Origin of the sequence: Micromonospora lutea (genome assembly GCF_016863535.1) — a bacterium.
Taxonomy (GTDB): Bacteria; Actinomycetota; Actinomycetes; order Mycobacteriales; family Micromonosporaceae; genus Micromonospora; species Micromonospora lutea.
The window spans coordinates 169,008-194,296 of sequence record NZ_BOPB01000014.1 but is presented as its reverse complement, the minus strand read 5'-3'; the positions used below and the strand labels follow the sequence as shown (position 1 = coordinate 194,296).

At 71.1% G+C, this 25,289-nt stretch carries 18 protein-coding genes; 13 read left to right on the top strand and 5 right to left on the bottom strand.

The genetic code is table 11. The features are described 5' to 3' along the window. Positions 1-4 precede the first annotated feature (4 nt). Together Vlu01_RS15930 and Vlu01_RS15925 are read right to left on the bottom strand one after the other, a co-directional pair. Entirely contained in the window at positions 5-691 is a 687-nt protein-coding gene (locus tag Vlu01_RS15930; protein ID WP_204000077.1) for a class F sortase, read from the bottom strand. A gap of 426 nt (positions 692-1,117) precedes the next feature. Continuing rightward, positions 1,118-1,774 (bottom strand): hypothetical protein, encoded by a 657-nt coding sequence (locus tag Vlu01_RS15925; RefSeq protein WP_239095938.1) that lies wholly within the window; start codon positions 1,772-1,774, stop codon positions 1,118-1,120. Between the two features lie 147 nt (positions 1,775-1,921). Between Vlu01_RS15925 and trmB the strand changes: the two genes are divergently transcribed. The 4 genes from trmB (at position 1,922) to Vlu01_RS15905 (ending at position 7,122) form a co-directional block, all read left to right on the top strand. Further along, positions 1,922-2,629, top strand: a complete 708-nt coding sequence (gene trmB, locus Vlu01_RS15920) for a tRNA (guanosine(46)-N7)-methyltransferase TrmB (RefSeq protein WP_204000066.1) — start codon at positions 1,922-1,924, stop codon at positions 2,627-2,629. Between the two features lie 118 nt (positions 2,630-2,747). Further along, a complete protein-coding gene (locus tag Vlu01_RS15915) occupies positions 2,748-5,252 on the top strand; it encodes a DEAD/DEAH box helicase (RefSeq protein WP_203999797.1) in 2,505 nt (834 codons plus the stop codon). Positions 5,253-5,372: 120 nt separating this feature from the next. Then, positions 5,373-6,017: a hypothetical protein gene (locus Vlu01_RS15910; protein WP_203999796.1), complete on the top strand. Its 645-nt coding sequence runs from the start codon at positions 5,373-5,375 to the stop codon at positions 6,015-6,017. Positions 6,018-6,222: 205 nt separating this feature from the next. Next, positions 6,223-7,122 (top strand): hypothetical protein, encoded by a 900-nt coding sequence (locus Vlu01_RS15905; protein WP_203999795.1) that lies wholly within the window; start codon positions 6,223-6,225, stop codon positions 7,120-7,122. A 365-nt stretch (positions 7,123-7,487) separates the two neighbouring features. Here the strand turns inward: Vlu01_RS15905 and Vlu01_RS15900 are convergent, their stop codons facing one another. Next, on the bottom strand, positions 7,488-7,844 hold the full coding sequence (locus Vlu01_RS15900) for a cytidine/deoxycytidylate deaminase family protein (RefSeq protein ID WP_203999794.1): 357 nt from the start codon (positions 7,842-7,844) through the stop codon (positions 7,488-7,490). Positions 7,845-8,225: 381 nt separating this feature from the next. Here Vlu01_RS15900 and hrpA point away from each other — a divergent pair, with 381 nt between their 5' ends. After that, a complete protein-coding gene (gene hrpA / locus Vlu01_RS15895; protein WP_203999791.1) occupies positions 8,226-12,287 on the top strand; it encodes an ATP-dependent RNA helicase HrpA in 4,062 nt (1,353 codons plus the stop codon). Here the strand turns inward: hrpA and Vlu01_RS15890 are convergent. Beyond that, positions 12,284-13,216, bottom strand: a complete 933-nt coding sequence (locus tag Vlu01_RS15890) for a LysR family transcriptional regulator (protein WP_203999788.1) — start codon at positions 13,214-13,216, stop codon at positions 12,284-12,286. The genes hrpA and Vlu01_RS15890 overlap by 4 nt on opposite strands. Before the next feature lie 77 nt (positions 13,217-13,293). On the opposite strand from Vlu01_RS15890, the gene Vlu01_RS15885 reads away from it, so the two are divergent. From Vlu01_RS15885 to Vlu01_RS15860, 6 genes are all read left to right on the top strand, one after another. Further along, positions 13,294-13,986: a succinate dehydrogenase cytochrome b subunit gene (locus Vlu01_RS15885; RefSeq protein ID WP_275409347.1), complete on the top strand. Its 693-nt coding sequence runs from the start codon at positions 13,294-13,296 to the stop codon at positions 13,984-13,986. Between the two features lie 2 nt (positions 13,987-13,988). Further along, positions 13,989-15,926: a fumarate reductase/succinate dehydrogenase flavoprotein subunit gene (locus Vlu01_RS15880; protein ID WP_203999782.1), complete on the top strand. Its 1,938-nt coding sequence runs from the start codon at positions 13,989-13,991 to the stop codon at positions 15,924-15,926. After that, positions 15,923-16,684 (top strand): succinate dehydrogenase/fumarate reductase iron-sulfur subunit, encoded by a 762-nt coding sequence (locus Vlu01_RS15875; protein ID WP_203999779.1) that lies wholly within the window; start codon positions 15,923-15,925, stop codon positions 16,682-16,684. The genes Vlu01_RS15880 and Vlu01_RS15875 overlap by 4 nt, the downstream gene beginning before the upstream one ends. A 177-nt stretch (positions 16,685-16,861) precedes the next feature. Continuing rightward, on the top strand, positions 16,862-18,043 hold the full coding sequence (locus Vlu01_RS15870; protein ID WP_203999776.1) for a zinc-dependent alcohol dehydrogenase: 1,182 nt from the start codon (positions 16,862-16,864) through the stop codon (positions 18,041-18,043). Between the two features lie 81 nt (positions 18,044-18,124). Further along, positions 18,125-19,135 (top strand): serine hydrolase, encoded by a 1,011-nt coding sequence (locus Vlu01_RS15865; RefSeq protein ID WP_239095925.1) that lies wholly within the window; start codon positions 18,125-18,127, stop codon positions 19,133-19,135. A gap of 51 nt (positions 19,136-19,186) precedes the next feature. Next, positions 19,187-20,338 (top strand): MBL fold metallo-hydrolase, encoded by a 1,152-nt coding sequence (locus Vlu01_RS15860; protein WP_203999773.1) that lies wholly within the window; start codon positions 19,187-19,189, stop codon positions 20,336-20,338. A 70-nt stretch (positions 20,339-20,408) separates the two neighbouring features. Here Vlu01_RS15860 and Vlu01_RS15855 read toward each other — a convergent pair whose 3' ends face one another. Continuing rightward, a complete protein-coding gene (locus tag Vlu01_RS15855; RefSeq protein ID WP_203999770.1) occupies positions 20,409-21,920 on the bottom strand; it encodes a deoxyguanosinetriphosphate triphosphohydrolase family protein in 1,512 nt (503 codons plus the stop codon). 62 nt (positions 21,921-21,982) lie between these two features. Between Vlu01_RS15855 and Vlu01_RS15850 the strand changes: the two genes are divergently transcribed. Further along, positions 21,983-24,433, top strand: a complete 2,451-nt coding sequence (locus Vlu01_RS15850; RefSeq protein ID WP_203999766.1) for a Tex family protein — start codon at positions 21,983-21,985, stop codon at positions 24,431-24,433. Positions 24,434-24,789: 356 nt separating this feature from the next. Then, on the top strand, positions 24,790-25,224 hold the full coding sequence (locus Vlu01_RS15845) for a hypothetical protein (protein ID WP_203999763.1): 435 nt from the start codon (positions 24,790-24,792) through the stop codon (positions 25,222-25,224). Positions 25,225-25,289: the final 65 nt, after the last annotated feature.

The window sequence follows — 25,289 nt, the reverse complement described above, 5'->3', positions numbered from 1 at the left end:
CCCATCAGGCGGGGCGGGTGGTGGTGAGGGTGGCGAAGGCGATGACGTTGTCGGCGTAGCCGGTGCCACCGCCGAGCCACTCGCCACCGCAGGTGATCAGCCGCAGGCCCGGTGGACCTTCATGGCCGTAGACCCGGTCGGCCGGCAGCCGATCCTTCGGGAAGCGTTCCACCGAGTTGACCGTGAAGACAGCCACCGAGTCGTCCTCCCGGGTCACCTCGACGGTGTCCCCCACGGTCAGCTTGCCCAGGTGGTAGAAGACCGACGGGCCGCTCTTGGTGTCCACGTGCCCGACGATGACCGCCGGACCCGGGTCTCCCGGGGCGGGGCCACGGTCGTACCACCCGGTTTCCTCGTGCCGACTCAGCGGCGGCACGCCGATCGTACCGTCCGGTGCGTCACCGACCGGCTTCACCGGCGCCGAGACCTCGATCGATGGGATGGACAGGCTCACCGGCCGCGCGGCGGTGCGTTCGGCGGGTACCACAGCGGTGCTGGAGCCGCGTTCACCGCCGGTGGCGGTCCAGTCCAGCGGTCCTCCGACGGTGTGCCCGAGACCGGCGCCGGTGGCGAAGACGCCGGCCAGCACGAGCACCACCGCCAGCGGCAACGACCACGGGCTGCGCCCGGGCCGCCGCGCGCGCTCGGACCCGCCGGTGGGCCGGGGAGCACGACGCCGGTCGGTGGCCAGCGGTGACAGGCCGGCGCGTCGGGCGGCGACATCCGGGACGGTCGCACGGCCGTGCGGGCGCGGCGCGGAGCCCGTGACCCGGTCGGGAGCGCCGCGACGGTCCACCTGCGGCTCCCACGTCCGACGGTCGGCCGCCGGTCGCCGACCGTCGACCCGCGGAAACGGGCTGGGCTTCGACGCCCGGCCGCCGGTGAGCGACGACGGACCGTCGGTGGGCGGTACGCGCCCGTCGGGTCGGTGCGGGAAAGCCTCGCGGCCGGGGATGGACCCGGGGCGGCGCGGAGGACTGGCCTGCGGCACGAACAGGTCGTGGCGGTAGGTCGGGCGGGGCGGGCCACCGGAACGGACCGGCCGACCGGAGTCGGCACGTCCGGACCTACCTGTCGAGTCGGTGGGGCGGGGTGCGTGGCCGGCGGGCATGGCGGCTCACCGCCGGATGCCGCGACGCCGTGTCGCGGTGACCCAGAGGACCATGCCGGTGACGGTCAATGCCAGCCCACCGGGGAGCAGCAGACTGGAGGTGACGGCACCGGCAGACCCGCCGAAGCCGGTCGCCGGCCCCCGGCTCGGCTTCATCTGGCGTACCACCTGGATCATGGTGGAGGCGGTCTCGCCGCCCCGGCATTCGAGCTTGACCCGGTAGTTGCCGGGGAGCACCCGGTCCTTCACCATCGCCGTGCCGGTGAGCAGCCCGCGCTGGGGTTGGACGGCGACCCGGCCGAACGCGTCGGAGACGACGATGGCCCCCACCGAGTTGTCGTGACAGCTCGCCCGCAGGCCGACCAGGTGTCCCGGTTCCACCATGCTCGGCGAAACCTCGACGAAGACGTTCGGGCCGGGCTGCGGCGCGCCCGCGGGTGCACCGGGCTGCCCGTCGGCGGGCTGCCCGGCGGCGACCGGTGCGCCGGCGGCCCGGGCGGGTGTCGCCGCGGACACCGACTCCACGCTGGCCGGCACGAGCGGTACCGCCAGGGCCGGCACCGCCGTCAGCAACGGAGCGGCCAGGGCGATCGAGAGCAGCGGAGCGCGGGTGACGAGGGTACGCAGACCAGCAGCGGACAGCGCCGGACGAGTGTGCGTCACTGCTGGCACGAGGCCCCCTCCCGGTGCGCCGGGGCGGTCACCGGGGCCCTGCCGGACACCCGGTCCTGCCTTCTACCGATGATGGTCTCACCACCGGGCGTACATCACATCCGGTCCGGCGCGACGCTCGCGTAGGCTCGGTTGGTGGTGACCTCCACCGACCCGACCCCTGCCGCCGTGCCCTCCGTGGCGCGGGCGATCCGTACCTACCACCCGCGTCGCGGCCGGATGAGCGGCCGGCAGGTGGCGGCGTTGGAACAGCTCTGGCCGCGGTACGGCCTGCGCGTCACCGACGCCGACCCGTTCGACCCCGTCGCCCTGTTCGGCCGCCGCGCCCCACTGGTGGTCGAGATCGGATCCGGCATGGGCGACGCGACCGCCGAGATGGCTGCCGCCGACCCGGATCGAGATTATCTGGCGGTCGAGGTGCACACCCCGGGAATTGCGAACCTGCTGGACCTGATCCACCTTCGTGACCTCGACAATGTCCGGATCGTCGAGGGCGACGCGATGGAGTTGCTCGATCTGCTGCCGTCCGCGTCCCTGGACGCGGTGCACGTCTTCTTCCCGGATCCGTGGCCGAAGTCCCGGCACCACAAGCGGCGGCTGATCCAGCCGACGCACGTCGCGCGGTTGCGTTCCCGGTTGGCCGTCGGCGGCACGCTGCACTGTGCCACCGACTGGGCGGAGTACGCCGAGTCGATGCGCGCGACCCTGGACGCCGACCCGGGCCTGGTCAACGCCTACGACGGTTACGCCCCCCGACCGGCGCACCGACCGGTGACCCGGTTCGAGCGGCGGGCGCAGCGTGCCGGACGCCCGGTCGCCGACCTGATCTACCACCGCCGCCGGTAAGGAAGGGCACCTTATTAACGCCTGGTGTATAGGAAGGGCCCCCTGCTAACACCAACACCACCGCCCGCCGGAGGCCGGTTGGCGTCCCGGGGCGTGATCCAGGCACCATGGAGCAGCCATGACACTCACCGCCGCGCTGCCCAAGACCGCCGATCCCGACACTCTCTACGACGCGTTCGCCAGTTGGGCGTCCGAGCGCGGCCTGGACCTCTATCCCCACCAGGAGGAGGCGGTCATCGAGATCGTCTCCGGGGCCAACGTGATCATGAATACGCCGACCGGCTCGGGCAAGAGCCTGGTCGCCATCGCCGCCCACTTCGCCGCCCTGGCCGACGACCGGACGACCTTCTACACCGCGCCGATCAAGGCCCTGGTGTCGGAGAAGTTCTTCGCGCTCTGTGAGGTCTTCGGCGCCGAGAACGTCGGCATGCTCACCGGTGACGCCAGTGTCAACGCCGACGCCCCGATCATCTGCTGCACCGCGGAGATCCTCGCCAACCTGGCGCTCCGCGAGGGCGTGAAGGCCGACGTCGGCCAGGTGATCATGGACGAGTTCCACTTCTACGCCGAACCGGACCGGGGCTGGGCCTGGCAGGTACCGCTTATCGAGTTGCCGCAGGCGCAGTTCGTGCTGATGTCGGCCACGCTGGGCGACACCACCCGATTCGTCGACGACCTGTCCCGGCGCACCGGCCGGGCGACCGCCGTCGTCCGCTCGGCCGAGCGGCCGGTCCCGCTGCTCTTCTCGTACGCGATGACACCGCTGCACGAGACCCTCGAGGAGCTGCTGGAAACCAAGCAGGCCCCGGTGTACGTCGTGCACTTCACCCAGGCCGCCGCCCTGGAACGCGCGCAGGCGCTGATGAGCGTCAACGTCTGCACCCGGGCCGAGAAGGACATGATCGCGCAGGCGATCGGTGGGTTCCGGTTCACCTCCGGCTTCGGCAAGACCCTGTCCCGGCTGGTCCGGCACGGCATCGGCGTGCACCACGCCGGGATGCTGCCGAAGTACCGCCGGCTGGTGGAGACCCTCGCCCAGGCCGGGCTGCTCAAGGTCATCTGCGGTACGGACACCCTCGGCGTCGGCATCAACGTGCCGATCCGCACCGTGCTGTTCACCGGCCTGTCCAAGTACGACGGGGTACGCACCCGGCTGCTCAAGGCCCGCGAGTTCCACCAGATCGCCGGCCGGGCCGGACGCGCCGGATTCGACACCCTCGGCCGGGTCGTGGTGCAGGCACCCGAGCACGTCATCGACAACGAGAAGGCCCTCGCCAAGGCCGGTGACGATCCCAAGAAGCGGCGCAAGGTGGTGCGTAAAAAGCCGCCGGAGGGTTCGATCGGCTGGGGCAAGCCCACCTTCGACCGCCTGGTGGAGGCCGAACCGGAGCCACTGACCTCAAGCTTCCAGGTCAGCCACTCGATGCTGCTCAACGTGATCGGCCGCCCCGGCGACGCGTTCGCGGCCATGCGGCACCTGCTCACCGACAACCACGAGGACGCGGCGGCCCAGCGCCGACACATCCGCCGGGCCATCGCCATCTACCGGGCGTTGCGGGCCGGCGGCGTGGTCGAGGAACTACCCGAGCCGGACGAGACCGGGCGGCGGGTCCGGCTCACCGTCGACCTGCAACTCGACTTCGCGCTCAACCAGCCGCTGTCACCCCTCGCGCTGGCCACCATCGAGCTGCTGGACAGCGAATCACCGTCGTACGCCCTGGATGTGCTGTCGGTGATCGAGTCGATCCTCGACGACCCGCGCCAGGTGCTCTCCGCGCAGCAGTTCAAGGCCCGGGGCGAGGCGGTCGCCGCGATGAAGGCCGAGGGCATCGAGTACGAGGCCCGGCTCGAACTGCTCGACGAGGTGACCTGGCCCAAGCCGCTGGCCGAACTGCTGGAGGACGCCTACGAGATGTACCGACGGGGGCATCCCTGGGTGGCCGACCACCAGCTCTCCCCCAAGTCCGTGGTACGCGACATGTACGAGCGGGCGATGACCTTCACCGAGTACGTGCAGTTCTACGGGCTGTCCCGCTCCGAGGGCCTGGTGCTGCGCTACCTCACCGACGCGTACAAGACGCTGCGGCAGACGGTGCCGGAAGAAGCCAAGACCGAGGAACTGGTCGACCTCATCGAGTGGCTCGGCGAGTTGGTCCGGCAGGTCGACTCCAGCCTCATCGACGAGTGGGAGCGGCTGCGCAACCCGACGGATCTGCCCGAGGTCGCCGCCGCCCTGGACGACCGGCCGGCGGCGGTGACCCGCAACCCGCGCGCGTTCCGGGTGCTGGTGCGCAACGCCCTGTTCCGGCGGGTCGAGTTGGCCGCGCTACGACAGTGGGCGACGTTGGGCGAGTTGGACGCCGACTCGGGCTGGCACGCCGACGCCTGGGCCGACGCGTTGGAGCCCTACTTCGAGTCGTACGACGAGATCGGGACCGGTCCGGACGCCCGTGGCCCGGCGCTGCTGATGATCGATCAGGGCCGGGAACGCTGGACGGTGCGGCAGATCCTGGACGACCCGGAGGGCGACCACGACTGGGGCATCAGCGCGGAGGTCGACCTGGCCGCCTCCGACGAGGCGGGCGCCGCGGTGGTCCGGATCACCGACGTCGGCCAGCTCTGAAATTTTTCGTACGAGGGGTCGTCCGGGATGCCCGGGCGGCCCCTTTCGTTCCCTGGGCGATGTCAGGGTCGTCGATTAGAATGTATGTACTAATCGAGTTCCTGACCTGGGAGGATGCTCGTGACCGCGCCCATCTCCGCCCCCCTCACGCCGTACGCAACCCTCCTCGGTTTCACCCGCTACGTCGATCGCACCGGCCCGACCAAGGCGAGCTTCGTCGGTGGCCTGCGTCGGCAGCGGGCGAGCCGTTCCGGATTCAACCCGCACGGCCAGTTCGTCAAGGCGCTCAAGGCCGACATCGCCTTCCACACCGGCGGGACCCACCTCGCTCAGGTGGTCGACGTGGTCAAGCCCCGGTGGCGTCCGCTCTATCAGGCGCTGGTGCCCGGTGCGACGGCCTGGCTGCACTCGCTCGGCGAGCCGGCCGGCGTCGACCTGGCCCAGACCCGCGACGCCCTCGCCATGCTCGGCGACCTACCCATCAAGATCAATCCACACTTCGGCATCCGGTACGCCGACGGCCACGCCGAGGCGGTGCGCCTGCACTTCGACGAGGCCCCGCCCAGCGAGGAGGCGATGCTGGCCGCGCTGCACCTGACCGCCCGGCACATGGACGCCGTCCTGCCGCGCGCCGAGCCGGTCCTGGTCGACATCCGCCGGGGCACCACCCACCGGATGCCCGACGGGGTGAAACCCGACGAGATCGAACGCTGGCTGGCCGGCGAAGCCGCCGCCTTCCGCGCCATCTGGTCCGCCGCCGCCTGACCCCACCCCTCCCTCCCCCTGCGCTGCCCCGCTTCGCCCCGCCTCGCCAGGTCGGGATCCGAGCAACATCGGGGAAGATGCTGCCTCCGCGCGATCCGAGGCGACATTTTCCCCGATGTTGCTGGAGCAGCGCCTCGAGCTTGCGGCGGGCGGGTTATCCACAGGGGGTGTCGGGAAGGGCTCGTCGTCGTCCATGGTGGACGGCATGGCTACTTCCGCCCGGCGTCCGCCGCAACTGCGCGGGCGCGTCTTCCGTGGTTCCCGTGCGGTAGCCCGAGGGCTGCTGACCCGGGGCGAGTTGCGCAGCCGGGCATGGCGGCCGGTCTTCCGGGACGTGTACGCCGACGCCCAGCTCACGATCTCCCACCGCACCCGGTGCCAGGCAGCGGCACGATGGGTCATTCCACCCGGTGCGGTGATCGCCGGACGGAGCGCCGCCGCGCTGTTCGGTGCCGGGTTCAGCGGGGACGCCGATCCGCTCGACGTCCTCGTGCCCGCCGGGCTGCGCTTCGGGCCGGTCGCCGGTCTCGTGGTGCACACCGGCGAGATCACCGAGGACGATGTCCTGTCGCACGCCGGCATGCCGGTCACCACCCCGCTGCGCACCTGCTGGGATCTGGCCCAGTGGCTCGACGTGGAAGAGGCCACGGTCGTGGTCGACCGGTTGCTCCGCCAGCGGCTGGTCCGCGCCGACCAGCTACGGGAGCTGACGGACCGTCGTCGTGGTGCCCGTGGTTGGAAACGGCTGCTTCGGGTGGCACAGCTCGCCGACCCGGGCGCGGAGTCGGCTCAGGAGTCGCGGCTACGGGTGCGGATCGTGCTGGCCGGCCTGCCCCGTCCGGTCACCCAGTTCGTGGTGGAGCGCGACGGCAGGTTCATCGCCCGGGTCGACCTCGCCTGGCCGGAGTTGAAAATCGCGGTCGAGTACGACGGTCTCTGGCACGACGATCCGCAGCAGCTCCACCGCGACCGACGCCGCCTCAACCGCCTGCTCGGCGAGGACTGGATCGTGCTGCACGTGACCGCGAAACGCCTCCGCGACGACTTCGACGGCTTCCTCGCCGAGCTCCGTCAAGCCCTCCGCACCCGCACCCGCACCCGCTGACCCCCGAGCCCCGGCCCCGCGCCCGAGCCCCAGGCCCCCCGTGCCCGTGCCCGTGCCCGTGCCCCGCGCCCCGCGCCTCCCCGTGCCCCGCGCCCCGTCCCTCCCCGTGCCCCGCGCCCCGTGCCCCGCGCCCCGTGCCCCGCGCCCCGTCCCTCCCCGTGCCCCGCGCCCCGCGCCCCGTGCCGTGCCCCGTGCCTCCCCGGGCACGGACCCCGGCCCCAGTCGATCGACGCCCTGGGCAAGGAACTGACCCGGATGCTGCCCCTCGGGCACGGACCCCCGGCCGAGGACGAGCAACTTCGGGGAAAGTGCTGCCTCCAGACGCGCCGAGGCAGCACTTTCCCCGAAGTTGCACTCATCCTGGCTCACACGATGGTGGTGACCTGGGGGTTGTCGACCGGGCCGACGATCAGTCGCAGCGACGGGAAGTGCTCGGCCAGGAGTTGGCGGCAGGGATCACATGGGGTGACGATAGCCCGGCCACGGTCGCCTACCGTGACGATCGTCTCCAGCTCACCCACGCCCTGAGTGGCGGCGGTGCCCAGCGCCACCGTCTCGGGGCACGCTCCGCCGGTCGCGTGCACCACGTTGACGGCGGAGATGACCCGACCATCGGCGGTACGAGCCGCCGAGGCGAGGGTGTGGGCGGCGCTGCGGCACCGTAGCTTCGCCACCGCACTGGCGGCCTGCACCAGTGCCCGGTCGGTGTCCCTCATCGTCATCGACGTCCCCGTGTTCCGCTCCCAACTCGGCGCTCAACGATAGACCGCCGCCACGCTGGTGCCACACCACCGCCCCCTCCGCTCTGCTTCAATCCACGCATCGGTTCGAGGCGACATCCATTGCGTAGGTTGAAGCAGAGCAAAGGGGGCACAAGGGGAACCGTCAGGTCCGACGCCGCCTCGGGAACGCGGGGGTCGTTACGCGCCGCAGCAAGCCAGGACACCACCGCCCGGACACCACCGCCCGGGCACCACCATCAGGGCGCTCCGCCCGGATATCGCCGACCGATTCGGCCGGCGTCGCCGCGTAGGAGCAGGTCGGGCACCGGGCGGGTAACCAGGAGGCGGAGCGGGCAGCGGCTGCCTATCCTTGGCCACGACATGCAGAATCCAGCCTCACCCGCCGCCACCGATCCCGTCCGCGACCTGCAGCGCCGCCTGTCTCCGCTGATGTTCCGCGATCAGCGTCAGCTGCGCCGTCGACTCGACGGGCTGCGGAAGCTACGCGACCCGCGCCGACGCGAGGCGGTGCTCGCCGAGATCGTCGCCGAGACGGCTGCGGCGGAGGTCCGGCTGGAGCGGCGGAAGGCCGCCGTGCCAAAGGTCGTCTACCCGGCCAGTCTGCCGGTCAGCGAGCGCAAGGACGACATCGCCGCCGCGATCCGCGACCACCAGGTGGTGATCGTGGCGGGCGAGACCGGCTCGGGAAAGACCACCCAGTTGCCGAAGATCTGTCTGGAGCTGGGGCGCGGGGTCCACGGGTTGATCGGGCACACCCAGCCCCGGCGGCTGGCGGCGCGGACGGTGGCCGACCGGATCGCTGAGGAGTTGGGGACCGAGCTCGGCGACGTGGTCGGCTACAAGGTGCGCTTCACCGATCAGGTGGGCGAGAACAGCCTGGTCAAGCTGATGACCGACGGCATCCTGCTGGCCGAGTTGCAGACCGACCGGATGCTGCGCCAGTACGACACATTGATCATCGACGAGGCGCACGAACGCAGCCTCAACATCGACTTCATTCTCGGGTACCTCAGGCAGCTCCTGCCGCGCCGTCCCGACCTCAAGGTGATCATCACGTCGGCGACCATCGAGACCGACCGGTTCGCGCGGCACTTCGCGGGGTCACCGACGGCCGAGTATCCGGACGGCGAGCCGGCGCCGGTGGTCGAGGTCTCCGGCCGGACCTACCCGGTGGAAGTGCGCTACCGGCCGTTGGTGGAGGTCGCCGAGACCGACGAGGAGGACGCGGACGAGGAGAACGTCCGCGACCAGATCCAGGCCATCGGCGACGCCGTCGAGGAGTTGGCCGCCGAGGGACCGGGCGACATCCTGGTCTTCCTCAGCGGTGAGCGGGAGATCCGGGACACCGCCGAGGCGCTGGGCAAGCTGGTCACCAACCGGCCCGCGCTGCGCAACACCGAGATCCTTCCGTTGTACGCGCGGCTCAGCGTCGCCGAGCAGCATCGGGTCTTCGCCCCGCACACCGGGCGGCGGGTGGTGCTGGCCACCAACGTCGCGGAGACCTCGCTGACCGTGCCCGGTATCAAGTACGTGGTGGATCCCGGTACCGCCCGAATCTCCCGTTACTCGCAGCGGCTGAAGGTGCAGCGGCTGCCGATCGAGCCGGTGTCCCAGGCCAGCGCCAATCAGCGCAAGGGCCGCTGCGGACGTACCTCGGACGGCATCTGCATTCGGCTCTACGCCGAGCAGGACTTCGACTCCCGCCCCGAGTTCACCGACCCGGAGATCCTGCGAACGAACCTGGCCTCGGTCATCCTCCAGATGACCGCCATCGGGCTGGGTGACATCGCCGCCTTCCCGTTCATCGACCCGCCGGACCGCCGCAACATCACCGACGGCGTGCACCTGCTGCACGAGTTGGGCGCGATCGACCCGACCGAGACCGAGCCGACGAAGCGGCTCACCGCGCTCGGTCGGCGGCTGGCCCAGCTGCCGGTCGACCCGAGGTTGGCCCGGATGGTGCTGGAGGGCGAACGCAACGGCTGTGCCATCGAGGTGATGGTGATCGCCGCGGCTCTGTCGATCCAGGACCCGCGGGAGCGGCCGGCGGAGAAGCAGGCCCAGGCGGATCAGGCGCACGCCCGGTTCGCCGACAAGGAGTCCGACTTCGTCGCGTACCTCAATCTGTGGCGTTATCTGCGCGAGCAGCAGCGGGCGCTCTCGTCCAGCGCGTTCCGACGGATGTGCCGGGCGGAGTACCTGAACTACCTGCGGGTCCGGGAGTGGCAGGACATCGTCAGCCAGCTACGCCAGGTGCTGCGTACCGTCGAAGCCACCGGCCGGGGACGGGGCCGGCGGGGCGGCGCGGACGGCGAGCCCGACGGCGGCGGTGGGCGGCGGCAGGGCGGCGCGGACCTGCCGGAGGAGATCGACACTCCGACGGTGCACCAGTCGCTGCTGCCCGGTCTGCTGTCGCACATCGGCCTCAAGGACGCGCAGAAGCACGAGTACCTGGGGGCGCGCGGCGCGAAGTTCGCCCTGTTCCCGGGCTCGGCGCTGTTCAAGAAGCCACCGCGCTGGGTGATGGCTGCCGAGCTGGTGGAGACCTCCCGGCTCTGGGGGCGGGTCAACGGGCGAATCGAACCGGAGTGGGTCGAGCCGCTCGCCCAGCACCTGGTCAAGCGCAGCTACAGCGAGCCGCACTGGGAGAAGAAGCAGGCGGCGGTGATGGCGTACGAGAAGGTCACCCTCTTCGGTGTCCCGCTGGTCACTTCCCGCAAGGTGAACTTCGGCCGGATCGACCCGACGTTGAGCCGGGAACTGTTCATCCGGCACGCGCTGGTCGAGGGCGACTGGTCCACCCACCACCAGTTCTGGCGGGACAACCAGCGGTTGCTGGCCGAGGTGGAGGAGCTGGAGAACCGCGCCCGGCGACGCGACATCCTGGTCGACGACGAGACGATCTTCCAGTTCTACGACGAGCGGATCCCGGCCGACGTGGTCTCCGGGCGACACTTCGACAGCTGGTGGAAGACGACTCGCCGCACCCGGCCGGAGCTGCTCACCTTCACCCGGGAGCTGCTGGTCAACGCGGGTCGGGGCGGGCTGGACGAGGCCGACTACCCCGACGAGTGGCGGGCCGACGGGGTGGCGCTGCCGCTGACGTACACCTTCGACCCGGGGACCACGACCGACGGGGTGACGGTGGACATCCCGTTGCCGTTGCTCAACCAGGTGCCGGCCGAGAGCTTCGACTGGCAGGTGCCGGGGCTGCGTGAGGAATTGGTCGTCGCGCTGATCCGGTCGCTGCCGAAGCCGGTGCGGCGCAATTTCGTGCCGGTACCCGACTACGCCCGCGCCGCGCTGGCCGCGATCACCCCGGGTGCGGAGCCGCTGCTGGAGGCGCTGACCCGACAGCTGCGGCGGATGACCGGGGTGACCGTGCCTCGGGACGCCTGGGACCTGGCCAAGCTTCCGCCGCACCTGCGGGTCACCTTCCGGGTGCTCGGCGACGACGACAAACCGGTCGCCGAGGGCAAGGACCTGCCGGCCCTGCAACGCCAGCTCAAGGCGGAGGTACGCCAGGTGGTGGCCGCCGCCGCGCCGGAGGTGGCCCGTTCGGGGCTGACCGGCTGGGAGATCGGTACGCTGCCGCGCACCATCGAGCAGGTACGGGCGGGATACGCGGTGACCGCCTACCCGGCGCTCGTGGACGAGGGCGCGACTGTCGGCGTGAAGGTGTTCGACTCACCGGCTGAGCAGGAGGCCGCCCACTGGGCGGGCACCCGACGGCTGCTGCGGCTGACCGTGCCGTCGCCGGCGAAGTTCCTGCAGGGGCGGCTGACCAACGAGGCGAAGCTGGCGCTGTCCCGCAACCCGCACGGCGGTGTGCAGGCGTTGATCGAGGACGCGGCCGGCGCGGCCATCGACAAGCTGGTCATCGACGCGGGCGGGCCGGCGTGGGACGAGGCGGGCTTCGCCGCCCTGCGGGAGAAGGTCCGGGCCGAGCTGGTGGAGACCGTGGTGGAGGTGATGGAGCGGGTCCGGGCGGTGCTCGCCACCGCGTACGCGGTGCAGCAGCGCCTCGGCGCGACGAGGAACCTGGCCGTGGTGGCCGCCCTGGCCGACATCCGCAACCAGCTCACCGGCCTGGTGCACGCCGGTTTCATCACCGAGGCCGGGTACGCCCGCCTGCCCGACCTGCTGCGCTACCTGACCGCGATCGAGCGGCGGCTCGACCGGCTGCCGGGCAATCCGGCGCGGGACAAGTCTCAGCAGGATCGGGTCGCGGTGGTGCAGCGCGAGTACGACGAGTTGCTGGCCGCGCTGCCGCCGGCTCGCCGGGGTTCCCAAGCGGTACGCCAGATCCGCTGGATGATCGAGGAGTTGCGGGTGAGCATCTTCGCCCAGGCTCTGGGCACCCCGTATCCGGTGAGTGAACAGCGCATCTACCGCGCCATGGACGACGCCGAAAACGGTTAGCTCAACGGCTCGACGCCGGGCGGGAGTTGCGCGGTGGCGGTGGCGGTGTGCACGTAGTCGAGCAGGATGCGCCGTAGTTCGCGGCCGGCGTGGGTGGGCACCACGTCGCGGCGGCGGGCCACGGCGATGGTGCGGCGTACGCCCGGTGGGGCGAGCCGGGTGACCCGGATGCCGGGGCGACGGGCCACCGCGATGCCCGGGACCAGGGCGATGCCCAGCCCGGCCTCGACGAAGCTGAGCACGGCGTCCATCTCCCCGCCGTCGACGGACAGGGTCGGTTCGAAGCCGGCGTCCCGACACGCCTGGAGGGTGGCGTCGCGCAGGTCGTAGCCCTCACGGAACATCACCAGGGGCTGGTCACGCAGGTCGGTGATGCGCAGGTCGGCACCGGGCATGGCGGCCGGCACCGGGTCGACCGAGGCGACCACCAGACTCTCGGTGAGGATCGGGTCGGCGCGCAGCCCGGGGTCGGCGCCCTGCGCGGGCATGATGATCAGTGCGAGGTCGAGGTCGCCGCGGAGCAGGTCACGGACGAGATCCTGGGAGCCACCCTCCTCCACCCGCAGGTCGACGGTGGGGTGGGCGTCACGGAACCGACGGAGCACCGGCGGGGCGAGCGAGGTGGCGAGGCTGGGGGTGGCACCGAGGCGTACCCGGCCACGTCGCAGGCCGACCAGTTCCTGCACCTCGCGGGTGGCGGTCTCGACGTCGGCCAGGATCCGTTTGGCCAGCGGCAGCAGCACTTCCCCCGCCGCGGTGAGGGTTATGTTGCCCCTTACCCGCTCGAAGAGCGGCGCCCCGAGGGTGTCCTCCAGGGCGTGAATTTGCTTACTCAACGAGGGCTGCGTGATGCCCACCAGGTCGGCCGCCTGGGTGAAATGTCGTACTTCGGCGACCGCGACGAAGTACTTCAACTGATGGAGCTGCATCTACATAGCTTATGGCTATCAAGACTGCGGCGTCGATGCATTGGACGACTGATCAAACTGCTCCTAGCGTCGGTCGAGTGGTAGTAACGACGAGAACGCGGTCGCCCATCCGATCCAATGTCGGCCTCAAGGCCGTCATGGCGGTGACGGGCGTCCTGCTGGTGCTGTTCCTCATCGCCCACATGCTGGGCAACCTGAAGATCTTCTCGGGCGCGACGTCGTTCGACCACTACGCGCACTGGTTACGCGAACTCGGCGTCCCGCTGCTGCCCAGCGCCGGATTCCTCTGGTTGCAGCGGGTCGGCCTGCTGACGGCGGTGATCCTGCACATCTGGGCCGCCACGGTCCTGGCGCTGCGCGCCCGTGCCGCCCGTCCCGTGCGCTACGCCCACCGCAAGAAGGTCCGGGGCAGCTACGCGGCACGGACCATGCGCTGGGGCGGAGTGATCATCCTGCTCTTCGTGGTCTACCACATCCTCGACCTGACCACCGGCACGCTGAACCCGGTCGGTGACCCGTCCCGGCCGTTCGCGAACGTGGTCGCCGACTTCGCCCCGGAGCGCTGGTACGTCACGCTCTTCTACACCGTGGCGGTCGTCGCGCTCGGCTTCCACCTGCGCCACGGTGTGTTCAGCGCGCTGCGCAGCCTCGGCCAGCAGACCCCGCGTGGCGAGCAACGGGTCCGGGTGGTGGCGCTGGTCTTCGCCGTCGTGCTCTGCGCCGGTTACCTCGTGGTCCCGTTCGCCGTACTCACCGGATTGGTGTCCTGACCATGGATCTGTTCACCGAGGGCGACCCGATCGCCGACACCAGAGCCCCCGACGGGCCGATCGAAACCCGCTGGGAGCGTCGTCGCTTCGAGGCCAAGCTGGTCAACCCGGCCAACCGGCGCAAGATGAGCGTCATCGTGGTCGGCACCGGCCTGGCCGGCGGCTCCGCCGCCGCCACGCTCGCCGAGCAGGGCTACCGGGTCAAGTCGTACTGCTACCAGGACAGCCCCCGCCGGGCGCACTCGATCGCCGCGCAGGGCGGCATCAACGCCGCGAAGAACTACCGCAACGACGGCGACTCGGTGCACCGGCTCTTCTACGACACCGTCAAGGGCGGCGACTTCCGCTCCCGCGAGTCGAACGTGCACCGGCTGGCCGAGGTCTCGGTCAACATCATCGACCAGTGCGTCGCCCAGGGTGTGCCCTTCGCCCGCGAGTACGGCGGCCTGCTGGACACCCGTTCGTTCGGCGGCGCGCAGGTGCAACGCACCTTCTACGCCCGGGGCCAGACGGGCCAGCAGTTGCTGCTCGGCGCGTACCAGGCGTTGGAACGCCAGATCGGCCTGGGCAACGTGGAGATGAACGCCCGGCACGAGATGCTGGAGCTGATCGTCGTCGACGGCAAGGCCCGGGGCATCGTCGTGCGGGACATGGTCACCGGCGAGATCACCACGGAGTTCGCCGACGCGGTGGTCCTCGCCTCCGGCGGCTACGGCAACGTCTTCTACCTCTCCACCAACGCCAAGGGCTGCAATGTCACCGCCACCTGGCGGGCCCACCGCAAGGGCGCGTACTTCGCCAACCCCTGCTACACCCAGATCCACCCGACCTGCATCCCGGTCTCCGGCGACCACCAGTCGAAGCTGACCCTGATGAGCGAGTCGCTGCGCAACGACGGCCGGGTGTGGGTGCCGAAGGCCAAGGACGACGACCGCCTCCCCCGCGACATTCCGGAGGACGAGCGGGACTACTACCTGGAGCGCATCTACCCGTCCTTCGGCAACCTGGTGCCCCGCGACATCGCCTCCCGGGCCGCGAAGAACGTCTGCGACGAAGGCCGGGGGGTGGGCCCGACGAAACTCGGGGTCTACCTCGACTTCGCCGACGCCATCGACCGGCTCGGCCGCAAGGCCATCGAGGCCAAGTACGGCAACCTCTTCGAGATGTACGAGCGGATCACCGGCGAGGACCCGTACGAGGTCCCGATGCGGATCTACCCCGCCGTGCACTACACGATGGGTGGCCTCTGGGTCGACTACGACCTCCAGTCGACCATCCCCGGCCTGTTCGTCATCGGCGAGGCGAACTTCTCCGACCACGGCGCCAACCGGCTCGGCGCCTCCGCGCTGATGCAGGGCCTCGCCGACGGGTACTTCGTGCTGCCCAACACGCTCGCCAACTACCTCGCCGCCGGCCCGTTCGAGAAGGTCGACGCGACCCACCCGGCGGCCGTCGAGGCGCGTCGCGACGTGGAGGACCGGGTCCAGCGGCTGTTGGCGATCAACGGTGACCGGACGGTGGACTCGTTCCACCGCGAGTTGGGCCAGATCATGTGGGAGCACTGCGGGATGGAGCGCTCCGAGGCCGGGCTACGCAAGGCCATCGACGAGATTCGTGCCCTGCGTGACGAGTTCTGGCAGCGGGTCCGGGTGCCGGGCAACGGCGAGGGGCTGAACCAGTCGCTGGAGAAGGCCGGCCGCGTCGCCGACTTCTTCGAGTTGGCCGAGCTGATGTGCATCGACGCCCTGCACCGGGAGGAGTCCTGCGGCGGCCACTTCCGCGCCGAGCACCAGAGCGCCGAGGGCGAGGCCCAGCGCGACGACGAGCGGTTCGCGTACGTCGCGGCCTGGGAGTTCACCGCCACGGGTGAGCCCTCGGTGCTGCACAAGGAAGACCTGAACTTCGAATACGTCCACCCCACGCAGCGGAGCTACAAGTGAACCTGACCCTGCGCATCTGGCGCCAGTCCGGCCCCCAGGACAAGGGTCGGATGGTGAAGTACCAGGTCGACGACGTCTCCCCGGACATGTCGTTCCTGGAGATGCTCGACGTGCTCAACGAGCGGCTCATCCTCGCCGGAGAGGAGCCGGTCGCCTTCGACCACGACTGCCGTGAGGGCATCTGCGGCATGTGCGGCCTCATGATCAACGGCGAGGCGCACGGCCCGCAGCGCGGCACCACCGCCTGCCAGTTGCACATGCGGCAGTTCAAAGACGGCGACACGATCGACATCGAGCCGTGGCGGGCCCGGGCCTTCCCGGTCATCAAGGACCTGGTGGTCAACCGCAACGCCTTCGACAAGATCATCGCTGCTGGCGGGTACGTCACCGCGCCCACCGGCAGCGCGCCGGAGGCACACTCCGTACCGGTGGCCAAGGCCGACGCCGACTCCGCCTTCGAGTCCGCCGCCTGCATCGGCTGCGGTGCCTGCGTGGCGGCCTGCCCGAACGGCTCCGGCATGCTGTTCACCGCGGCCAAGGTCACCCAGCTGTCGCTGCTGCCGCAGGGCCAGCCGGAGCGCTACACCCGGGTGATCGGCATGGTCGACGCGCACGACGAGGCCGGATTCGGTGGCTGCACCAACGCCGGTGAGTGCACCGCGGTCTGCCCGAAGGGCATCCCACTGACCACCATCGGCCGCCTCAACCGCGACTACCTGGCCGCCACCACCCGTCACGCCGACACCCCCGGCGCCTAACCCCCTCCCTCCCCCCTGCTCCGTTGATCATGAGATTGGCGGCAGTCGTTGATCTTCAGACTGCCGCCAACTTCATGATCAACTGTGCGTCTGGGTGTCGACCGGCGGCGAGGGGGTCGGTTGAAGGGCGTTGGTGCGGGTAGCAGTCCAGCTACGCGGACAACACGAGGAGCGGACATGCGGGCACTGACCTGGCAGGGCAAGCGGGACGTACGGGTCGAGGAGGTGCCGGACCCGAGGATCGAGGAGCCGAGCGACGCGATCGTCCGGATCACCTCCACCGCCATCTGCGGCTCCGACCTGCACCTGTACGAGGTTCTGGGGCCCTACCTCAAGCCGGGCGACATTCTCGGCCATGAGGCGATGGGGATCGTCGAGGAGGTCGGAGCCGGGGTCACCCGGCTCAAGCCCGGCGACCGGGTGGTGGTGCCGTTCAACATCTCCTGCGGGTCCTGCTGGATGTGCCAGCGGCAGCTCTACGCCCAGTGTGAGACCACCCAGGTCACCGCCGAGGGCAAGGGCGCCGCGCTGTTCGGCTACACCTCCCTCTACGGCGCGGTGCCCGGCGGGCAGGCCCAGTTCCTCCGCGTCCCGCACGCCGAATTCGGCCCGATCACGGTGCCGACCGACGGGCCGGACGAGCAGTGGCTCTACCTCTCCGACATCCTCCCGACCGCGTGGCAGGCGGTGAAGTACGCCGACACTCCGCGCGGCGGCACCCTCGCGGTCTTCGGGCTGGGGCCGGTGGGCCAGTTCTGCGCCCGCATCGGTCGGCACCTCGGCGCGGACCGGGTGATCGGCCTCGACCTGGTGCCGGAGCGGCTGGAGATGGCCCGCCGGCACGGCGTGGAGGTGCTCGACATCTCCCAGCTCGACGACGTGCCCGGCACGTTGATCGACCTGGTCGACGGGCGCGGACCGGACGCGGTGATCGACGCGGTCGGCATGGAGGCGCACGGCGCACCGCTGGGCAAGATGGCTCAGGCCGCCGCCGGGCTGCTCCCCGACAAGCTCGCCCAACCCATGATCGACAAGGCGGCGGTGGACCGGCTGGTGGTACTCAAGGCCGCCATCAAGGCCGTCCGGCGTGGTGGCACCGTCTCCATCTCCGGGGTGTACGGCGGCGAGGTCGACCCGTTGCCGCTGATGGAGATGTTCGACCGGGGAATCCAGCTGCGGATGGGCCAGTGCCACGTCCGACGCTGGACCGACGAGATCATCCCACTGCTCACCGATGACGACCCGCTCGGTGTGGCCGACCTGCGTACCCACCGGCTGCCGCTGGAGCAGGCGCCGCAGGCGTACGAGATGTTCCAGAAGAAGCAGGACGGCTGCGTGAAGGTCGTCCTCGCCCCGTGAGCCCATCGACGGGGTCACCTCCATCGATCTTTCGGCCTAGGGTGTGTCCTGGACGCACCGAGGGACCGACAGGAGAGACGAGTGACCTTCCGGATGGACCGCAGGACCGCGCTCGGTCTGGGCACCGTGGCGACGGCCGGCGCCGTGTTCGGCACCGCGATGCCCGCCGCCGCTGACCCCACCGAGGAGGCGACGACCGGCCTCGACCGCGACCGGGTGGCCGCCCGCATCGCCGCCGCCTACCAGCGGGAAAGCACCCGGGCCGGCGGCAACTGGCAGGCGTACGTCAGCCTGACCGGCCCGGACGGGCCACTGGTCACGGTCAGCGAGTCGGCGGACCGGCGCATCGAGGCGTACAGCGTCAACAAGATCGCCGTGGCGGTCGCGGTGCTGGACAAGGTCGACCGAGGCCTGCTCACCCTCGACCACCAGGTCGAGGTGACCCAGGCGATCGTGGTGCCCGGCGGCGACGGCATCTTCAGCCTGGACGGCGCCTACCCCAGCCTGGTCACCGTCGGCCACGTCCTGGCGAACCTGCTGACCGTCTCCGACGACACCGCGGTACGGCTCTGCGGGCTGGTCTGCCCGGCCGCCGAGGTCAACCAGATCCTGGTCGCGAAGGGCTTCCCGAACACGCAGGTGCAGCCGGTGGCCAACCCGAACCGCTTCTTCCTGGGCACCAGCACGCCCCGGGAAACCCACGACCTGTTGCGCGCGCTGGTCGGCGGCACCCTGCTCTCGGCCACCTCGACCGATCTCGTGCTCCGGCTGCTGCGTTCACCGGTGGCGTTCACCGACGGGGTACGCCGCGAAATGTCCTCCGCCGAGCGGGCCCGCGTCGCCACCAAGGCCGGCTGGTTCGCCGACGCCCGACACGAGGCGGGAGTAATCTTCGACACTGCCGGCGCGCCACTGGTGACGTACGCCCTCTTCGCCGACGGACAGGCCGGCGCGGACGACTTCGGCGCCACCCACCCTGCGGTGCAGGCCCGGGCCCGGTGGGGCCGTCGGGTCATGGACCTCACCGCCGGTCTCGGGGGCAGCGGCGCCACCCATCGTCGGCACACGTACCGCCCCAGCAACGGCGGCTGAACCTCGTCGGCGGCGGTTACGGTAGTCCCGGGGATCTATCAAGGGGGGACCATGCGGAGGCCGAACGGGCCGACCGGGCGTACCACCGGTCGGCGGATCATCGGGTCGGTGGCGGGGCTGGCCGCGGTGGCCGGGCTCGCCGGGGTGGCCTGGGCCGCGCGGCACGTGCCGGCCGCCATCGGCGGTCGGCTGGCCGGCGCCCGCGCCGAACGGGCGGCCCGGTCACCACAGTTCCGGGACGGCACCTTCCACAACCGGGCGGACACCCGCACGATGGTGCCGGTCTCCGACCGCAACCTCTTCCGTGAGCTGCTCTTCGGCAAGCAGAAACGTCGCCCCGACGCACCCGTGCCGCTACTGCGTCCGGCCGCCGAGACCGGGATCGATCCGGCCCGCGAGCTGAACATCGTCTGGTACGGCCACGCCTCCGCCCTCATCGAGATCGAGGGCCGGCGGGTGCTGTTGGATCCGATGTGGAGTGACAGGTGCTCCCCGTCGACGGTGGTCGGCCCGCGCCGGCTGCACGAACCGCCGGTACGCCTCGACGAACTGCCCCACCTCGACGCGATCCTGATCTCACACGACCACTACGACCATCTGGACATGGGCACGGTGCGGGAGTTGACCGCCCTGCAGTCAGCGCCGTTCCTGGTGCCGCTCGGGGTGGGTGCCCACCTCGACCGCTGGGGTGTGCCACCGGAGCGGATCATCGAGTTGGACTGGTCCCAGACGCACCGGGTGGCCGAGCTGGAGATCACCTGCACCGCCGCCCAGCACTTCTCCGGCCGGGGCCTGCGCCGCAACGGCACGCTGTGGAGTTCCTGGGTGGTGGCCGGTCGACAGCGTCGCGTCTTCTACACCGGAGACTCCGGCTACTTCGGCGGGTACGCCGAGATCGGCGCCGCGCACGGGCCATTCGACGTGACGCTGATGCAGATCGGCGCGTACGACCGGGCCTGGCCGGGGATCCACATGTTCCCGGAGGAGGCGGTCGCCGCCCACCTGGACCTGCGCGGTGGGCTGTTCGTGCCGGTGCACTGGGCCACCTTCAACCTCGCCATCCACGACTGGTCCGAGCCGGTGGACCGGCTCTGGGCCGAGGCGAAGGCCCGCGACGTGCGGCTGGCCGTGCCGCGCCCCGGCGAGCGGGTGGTGGTCGACGATCCGCCGCCGGTCGACGGCTGGTGGCAGGCCATCGCCTGACCTTGCCTTGATGTTAGGAAGGGCCCCTTCCTATACACCAGGCGTTAACAAGGTGCCCTTCCTTGCACTCTCAGAGGACGAAGGCGTCGGTCCAGAGGGCGCCGGAGCGGCCGGAGAGGGAGTCGAGCATCGCCACCGCTTGACTGTCCGTGAGTTGGGCGACGAAGTCCACGATGGCCCGGCCGCGCGCCTTGCCGATCCGGTCCGGGGTTCGCGGATGCAGCTCCGCCTCGGCCAACTCCACCAGGTCGTGCAGCCGCCGGGGCAGCCGGGAGTCCTCCTCCGGGTCTAGCAGCCACTCGCGTAGCGCCTCGACCAGGCTGTCGAGCAGCCGAGCCTGACCACGCTGGTGCAACGCCAGGTCGGGGCGGGCCAGCACGAACCGGTGGTGCACGAACTTGAGCACCTGCACCTCGTGCCACTGGGCCGGGGCGAGCAGCACGTGCCCGGAGCGTACGGTGGGCTGCTCGATGACGGTGATCGCGTCCACGAAACGGGTGGTCCACCGGGCGGAGAAATGGGCGATGTACTGTTCCGCCTCGATCGAGCCGTCGAACGGCATCGCGAGCAGCCCTTCGACCAGTTCCTCCCGGATGTGCTCGACGGCGGCGGCGAACGCCTCGTCATCGGCGACCCAGGCGTCCTTGTGGTGCAGCTGGCGGCGCAGCCGCTCGATCGACGATCCGGGGCGGCGCGCCGAGACGGCCAGCGCGGAATCGGTGATCGCCCGCAGCTGGCCGCCCTCGCGCTGCCAGGCCATCAGCTCGGCGGCCACCGCACCCTGCTGGAGCACGCCGACCCGGTAGAAGTCCTCCACGTCGTGGATCGCGTACGCGATGTCGTCGGCGGTGTCCATCACCGACGCCTCGACCGTCTGCTGCCAGTCGGCGATCCGGCCGGCGAACGGTGCCCGGGCCTGCCGCAGGTCCTCCAGCTCCGTGCGGTACGCCCCGAACTTCGCCGAGCCGCTGTCCGGATCGTCCGGCGGCGGGGTGGCTCCGCGCGGCGGCGAAGCCATCGTGCGTGGATGCGGGTCGGGATGATCGCGCCGGGTCCACGGGTACTTCAGCATCGCCGCCCGCACCGCCGCGGTCAGGTCCAGGCCGGTGGTCGCCGCGCCCCGGATCTCGGTCGAGGTGACGATCCGGTACGACTGGGCGTTGCCCTCGAACCCGTCGGTCAGGCCGAGCCGGTGCCGGGCCAGCCGGTCCAGCACCCGCTCCCCCAGGTGCCCGAAGGGCGGGTGACCGAGGTCGTGGGCGAGCGCGGCGGCCTCCACCACGTCCGGGTCGCAGCCGCCCAGCTTCTCGACCAGGTCGCGTTGGTGACCGTCGGCGGTGAGCCGTTCGGCGATCGCCCGGGCCACCTGGGCGACCTTGAGACTGTGGGTGAGCCGGTTGTGCACCAGCAACCCCGTTCCGCCCGGACTGACCACCTGGGTGACGCCGCCGAGCCGGGTGAAGAACGGCGAGCCGACGATCCGGTCCCGATCGGCCCGGAACGGGCTGGCGGCCAGGTCGCCGAGGGCCCGCGCGCTGCCGCCGAAGAGTCGGCGCGCCCGGGGGTCCACAGGTGGTTCCATGATCGCCACGGTAGCCGGGCAGAATGCACCACGGAACCCAGACCCGAAGGCGGAGCGACATCGTGACCCTCTCTGTTCATCAGCGGATCGCCGAGGAACTCGGCGTCGCCGAGCGCCAGGTACGCGCGGCCGTGGAGCTGCTCGACGGCGGCGCCACCGTGCCGTTCATCGCGCGCTACCGGAAGGAGGTCACCGGCCTGCTCGACGACACCCAGCTGCGCACCCTGGAGGAACGCCTGCGGTACCTGCGGGAGCTGGACGAGCGGCGCGCGGCGGTGCTGGAGTCCATCCGCTCCCAGGGCAAGCTCGACGAGGCACTGGAAGCGCAGATCATGGCGGCCGACTCGAAGTCCCGCCTGGAGGACATCTACCTGCCGTACAAGCCGAAGCGGCGGACCCGGGCGCAGATCGCCCGCGAGGCCGGGCTGGAGCCACTGGCGGACACGCTGCTCGGCGACCCGTCCCAGGATCCTCGCTCGGTGGCGGCGGCGTACGTCGACGCCGACAAGGGGGTGGCCGACGCCGCCGCCGCGCTGGACGGGGCGCGGGCCATCCTGATCGAGCGGTTCGCCGAGGACGCCGACCTGATCGGCACGCTGCGTGAGCAGATGTGGTCGCGGGGCCGGCTGGTGTCCCGGGTACGCGAGGGACAGGAGAGCGCCGGGGCGAAGTTCGCCGACTACTTCGACTTCGCCGAGCCGTACCCGAAGCTGCCCTCACACCGGATCCTGGCCATGTTCCGGGGTGAGAAGGAGGGCGTACTCGACCTGACCATGGACCCGGAGGCCGAGGGCGACGCCGACGCGGTGGTGACCGGGCCGACCCGGTACGAGGCCGCCATCGCCGGCCGGTTCGGGGTGAGCGACCAGGGGCGGCCCGCCGACCGTTGGCTCACCGACACGGTGCGCTGGGCGTGGCGTACCCGAATCCTCATCCACCTCGGCGCGGACCTGCGGATGCGGCTGTGGCAGGCGGCCGAGGAGGAGGCCGTCCGGGTCTTCGCCACGAACCTGCGGGACCTGCTGCTGGCCGCACCGGCCGGCGCCCGGCCCACGATGGGGCTGGACCCGGGTTTGCGAACCGGGGTGAAGGTGGCCGTCGTGGACGCCACCGGCAAGGTGGTCGCCACCGACACGATCTATCCGCACGAGCCGCGCCGGCAGTGGGACGCCTCGCTGCACACCCTCGCCACCCTGGCCGCGGCGCACGGGGTCGAGCTGATCGCCATCGGCAACGGCACCGCCAGCCGGGAGACCGACAAGCTGGCCGGTGACCTGATCAAGCGGCACCCGGAGCTGAAGCTGACCAAGGTGGTGGTCTCCGAGGCGGGCGCGTCGGTCTACTCCGCCTCGGCGTACGCCGCCCAGGAACTGCCCGGGCTGGACGTGTCGCTGCGCGGCGCGGTCTCCATCGCCCGCCGCCTGCAGGACCCGCTCGCGGAACTGGTCAAGATCGATCCGCGCTCCATCGGCGTCGGGCAGTACCAGCACGACCTGTCCGAGGTGAAGCTTTCCCGTTCGTTGGACGCCGTGGTGGAGGACTGCGTCAACGGCGTCGGGGTCGACGTCAACACCGCCTCCGCGCCGCTGCTGACCCGGGTCTCCGGCATCGGTGCCGGGCTGGCCGAGAACATCGTGCTGCACCGGGACGCCAACGGCCCGTTCCGCACCCGGTCCGACCTGAAGAAGGTGGCCCGGCTCGGCCCGAAGGCGTTCGAGCAGTGCGCCGGCTTCCTCCGCATTCCCGGCGGCGACGACCCGCTGGACTCCTCCAGCGTGCACCCGGAGGCGTACCCGGTGGTGCGCCGGATCCTGGCCAGCACCGGCCAGGACCTGCGCTCGATCATCGGCAAGAGCGCCATCCTGCGCGGGCTGCGCGCGACCGACTTCGTCGACGACACGTTCGGCCTGCCCACCGTCACCGACATCCTCGCCGAGTTGGAGAAGCCGGGCCGCGACCCCCGGCCGGAGTTCAAGACGGCGACCTTCGTCGAGGGTGTGGAGAAGATCAGCGACCTGACGCCGGGGATGGTGTTGGAAGGTGTGGTCACCAATGTGGCCGCGTTCGGCGCGTTCGTCGACGTCGGGGTGCACCAGGACGGCCTGGTGCACGTGTCGGCGATGTCCCGCACCTTCGTCAAGGACCCGCGCGACGTGGTGAAATCCGGCGACGTGGTGAAGGTCAAGGTGCTGGACGTCGACGTGCCGCGTAAGCGGATCTCGCTCACCCTGCGTCTGGAGGACGAATCCGAGCCCGGCGCGGGGCGTGCCGGGGGCCGGGGTGACGCGGGCCAGGAGGGACGTGGCCGGCGGAGCAGCCAGGGCGGTGGTGCCCAGGGCCAGGGCGGGCAGGGCCGTGGTGCGCAGGGCCGTGGTGCGCAGGGCCGTGGTGCGCAGGGCCGTGGTGCGCAGGGCCGTGGTGCGCAGGGTGGGCAGGTGCGCCAGGGACGCGGCGGCGCGGCACCCGCCGACGGCGCGATGGCCGACGCGCTGCGCCGCGCCGGCCTGCTCTAGCGGCCTCCTTCGTCAACGGCCGTGGCCGGCGCGACCGGGTATGCGTCGCGCCGGCGACGGCCGTTGGCACCGCCCCAGCACCCACCACCTCGCGTCCTTTGCTCTGCTTCAACCCACGCACCAGCGGCGCGCCAGAACCGTTGCGTGGGTTGAAGCAGAGCAAAGGGCCTCGACCGCATACACCGACCCGGGTCGAAACGACCGCTGTGGGTGGCGGACGACCCTCAGAGTTTGCGGCTGTTGCGCCAGCGTGGGTGGCTGAGCGGCGCACCGGGGACTGCGTTGCAGGCGTACACCGGTGGCAGCAGAGGGAAGCGAGCGCCGAGGGACGGTAGCGGGTGGCGTAGCGTTGGGGCGTGGTGAGTGACGGCGGCGCGGACTGGCGGGAGACGCGACAGCAGGCGGCGCTGGCCCACGCGGCGGCCGCGCAGCGGCGGCGGGAGGCCGAGCAGGCCGAGGCGGCGGCGCTGATCAGCGCGTTCGTCGCCGAGGCGCGCCGGCGCGGCCTGGCCACCACTCGGCTCGTCGCCCGATCGTACGACGGTCGGGCGCGCTACCGCACCAGCCTGCACGGCTGGTACATCGACCGGGCGCGCAGCCGGGCGGTCGACGTGGACGGGCGTTTCCATCTGCTGACCGTGCCGCGCTCGCTGCGAGCCCGGCTTCTCGGCGCCGACCCGCAACCCGACCCGGCCCCGTTGATCGTCGGCGAGGGCGCTCGGGACGGTGAGTCACTGCCCCTGCGGATCATGTTGCAGCGGCGGCTCGACGCCGCTGACGCAGACCTCTGACCAGCGACTAAGCGACACACCCGAGGTAACGCGGCGCGCCGGGAGGCGTTTCCTTTGCGTGCCCT

What these genes read in the sequence shown, in the direction of transcription:
- Vlu01_RS15880 (WP_203999782.1), top strand. Translation starts at nt 13,989, where the DNA reads ATGGATCTGTTCACCGAGGGCGACCCGATCGCCGACACCAGAGCCCCC.
- Vlu01_RS15860 (WP_203999773.1), top strand. Translation starts at nt 19,187, where the DNA reads ATGCGGAGGCCGAACGGGCCGACCGGGCGTACCACCGGTCGGCGGATC.
- Vlu01_RS15900 (WP_203999794.1), bottom strand. Translation starts at nt 7,844, where the DNA reads ATGACGATGAGGGACACCGACCGGGCACTGGTGCAGGCCGCCAGTGCG.
- Vlu01_RS15915 (WP_203999797.1), top strand. Translation starts at nt 2,748, where the DNA reads ATGACACTCACCGCCGCGCTGCCCAAGACCGCCGATCCCGACACTCTC.
- Vlu01_RS15890 (WP_203999788.1), bottom strand. Translation starts at nt 13,216, where the DNA reads ATGCAGCTCCATCAGTTGAAGTACTTCGTCGCGGTCGCCGAAGTACGA.
- Vlu01_RS15870 (WP_203999776.1), top strand. Translation starts at nt 16,862, where the DNA reads ATGCGGGCACTGACCTGGCAGGGCAAGCGGGACGTACGGGTCGAGGAG.
- Vlu01_RS15905 (WP_203999795.1), top strand. Translation starts at nt 6,223, where the DNA reads ATGGCTACTTCCGCCCGGCGTCCGCCGCAACTGCGCGGGCGCGTCTTC.
- hrpA (WP_203999791.1), top strand. Translation starts at nt 8,226, where the DNA reads ATGCAGAATCCAGCCTCACCCGCCGCCACCGATCCCGTCCGCGACCTG.
- Vlu01_RS15855 (WP_203999770.1), bottom strand. Translation starts at nt 21,920, where the DNA reads ATGGAACCACCTGTGGACCCCCGGGCGCGCCGACTCTTCGGCGGCAGC.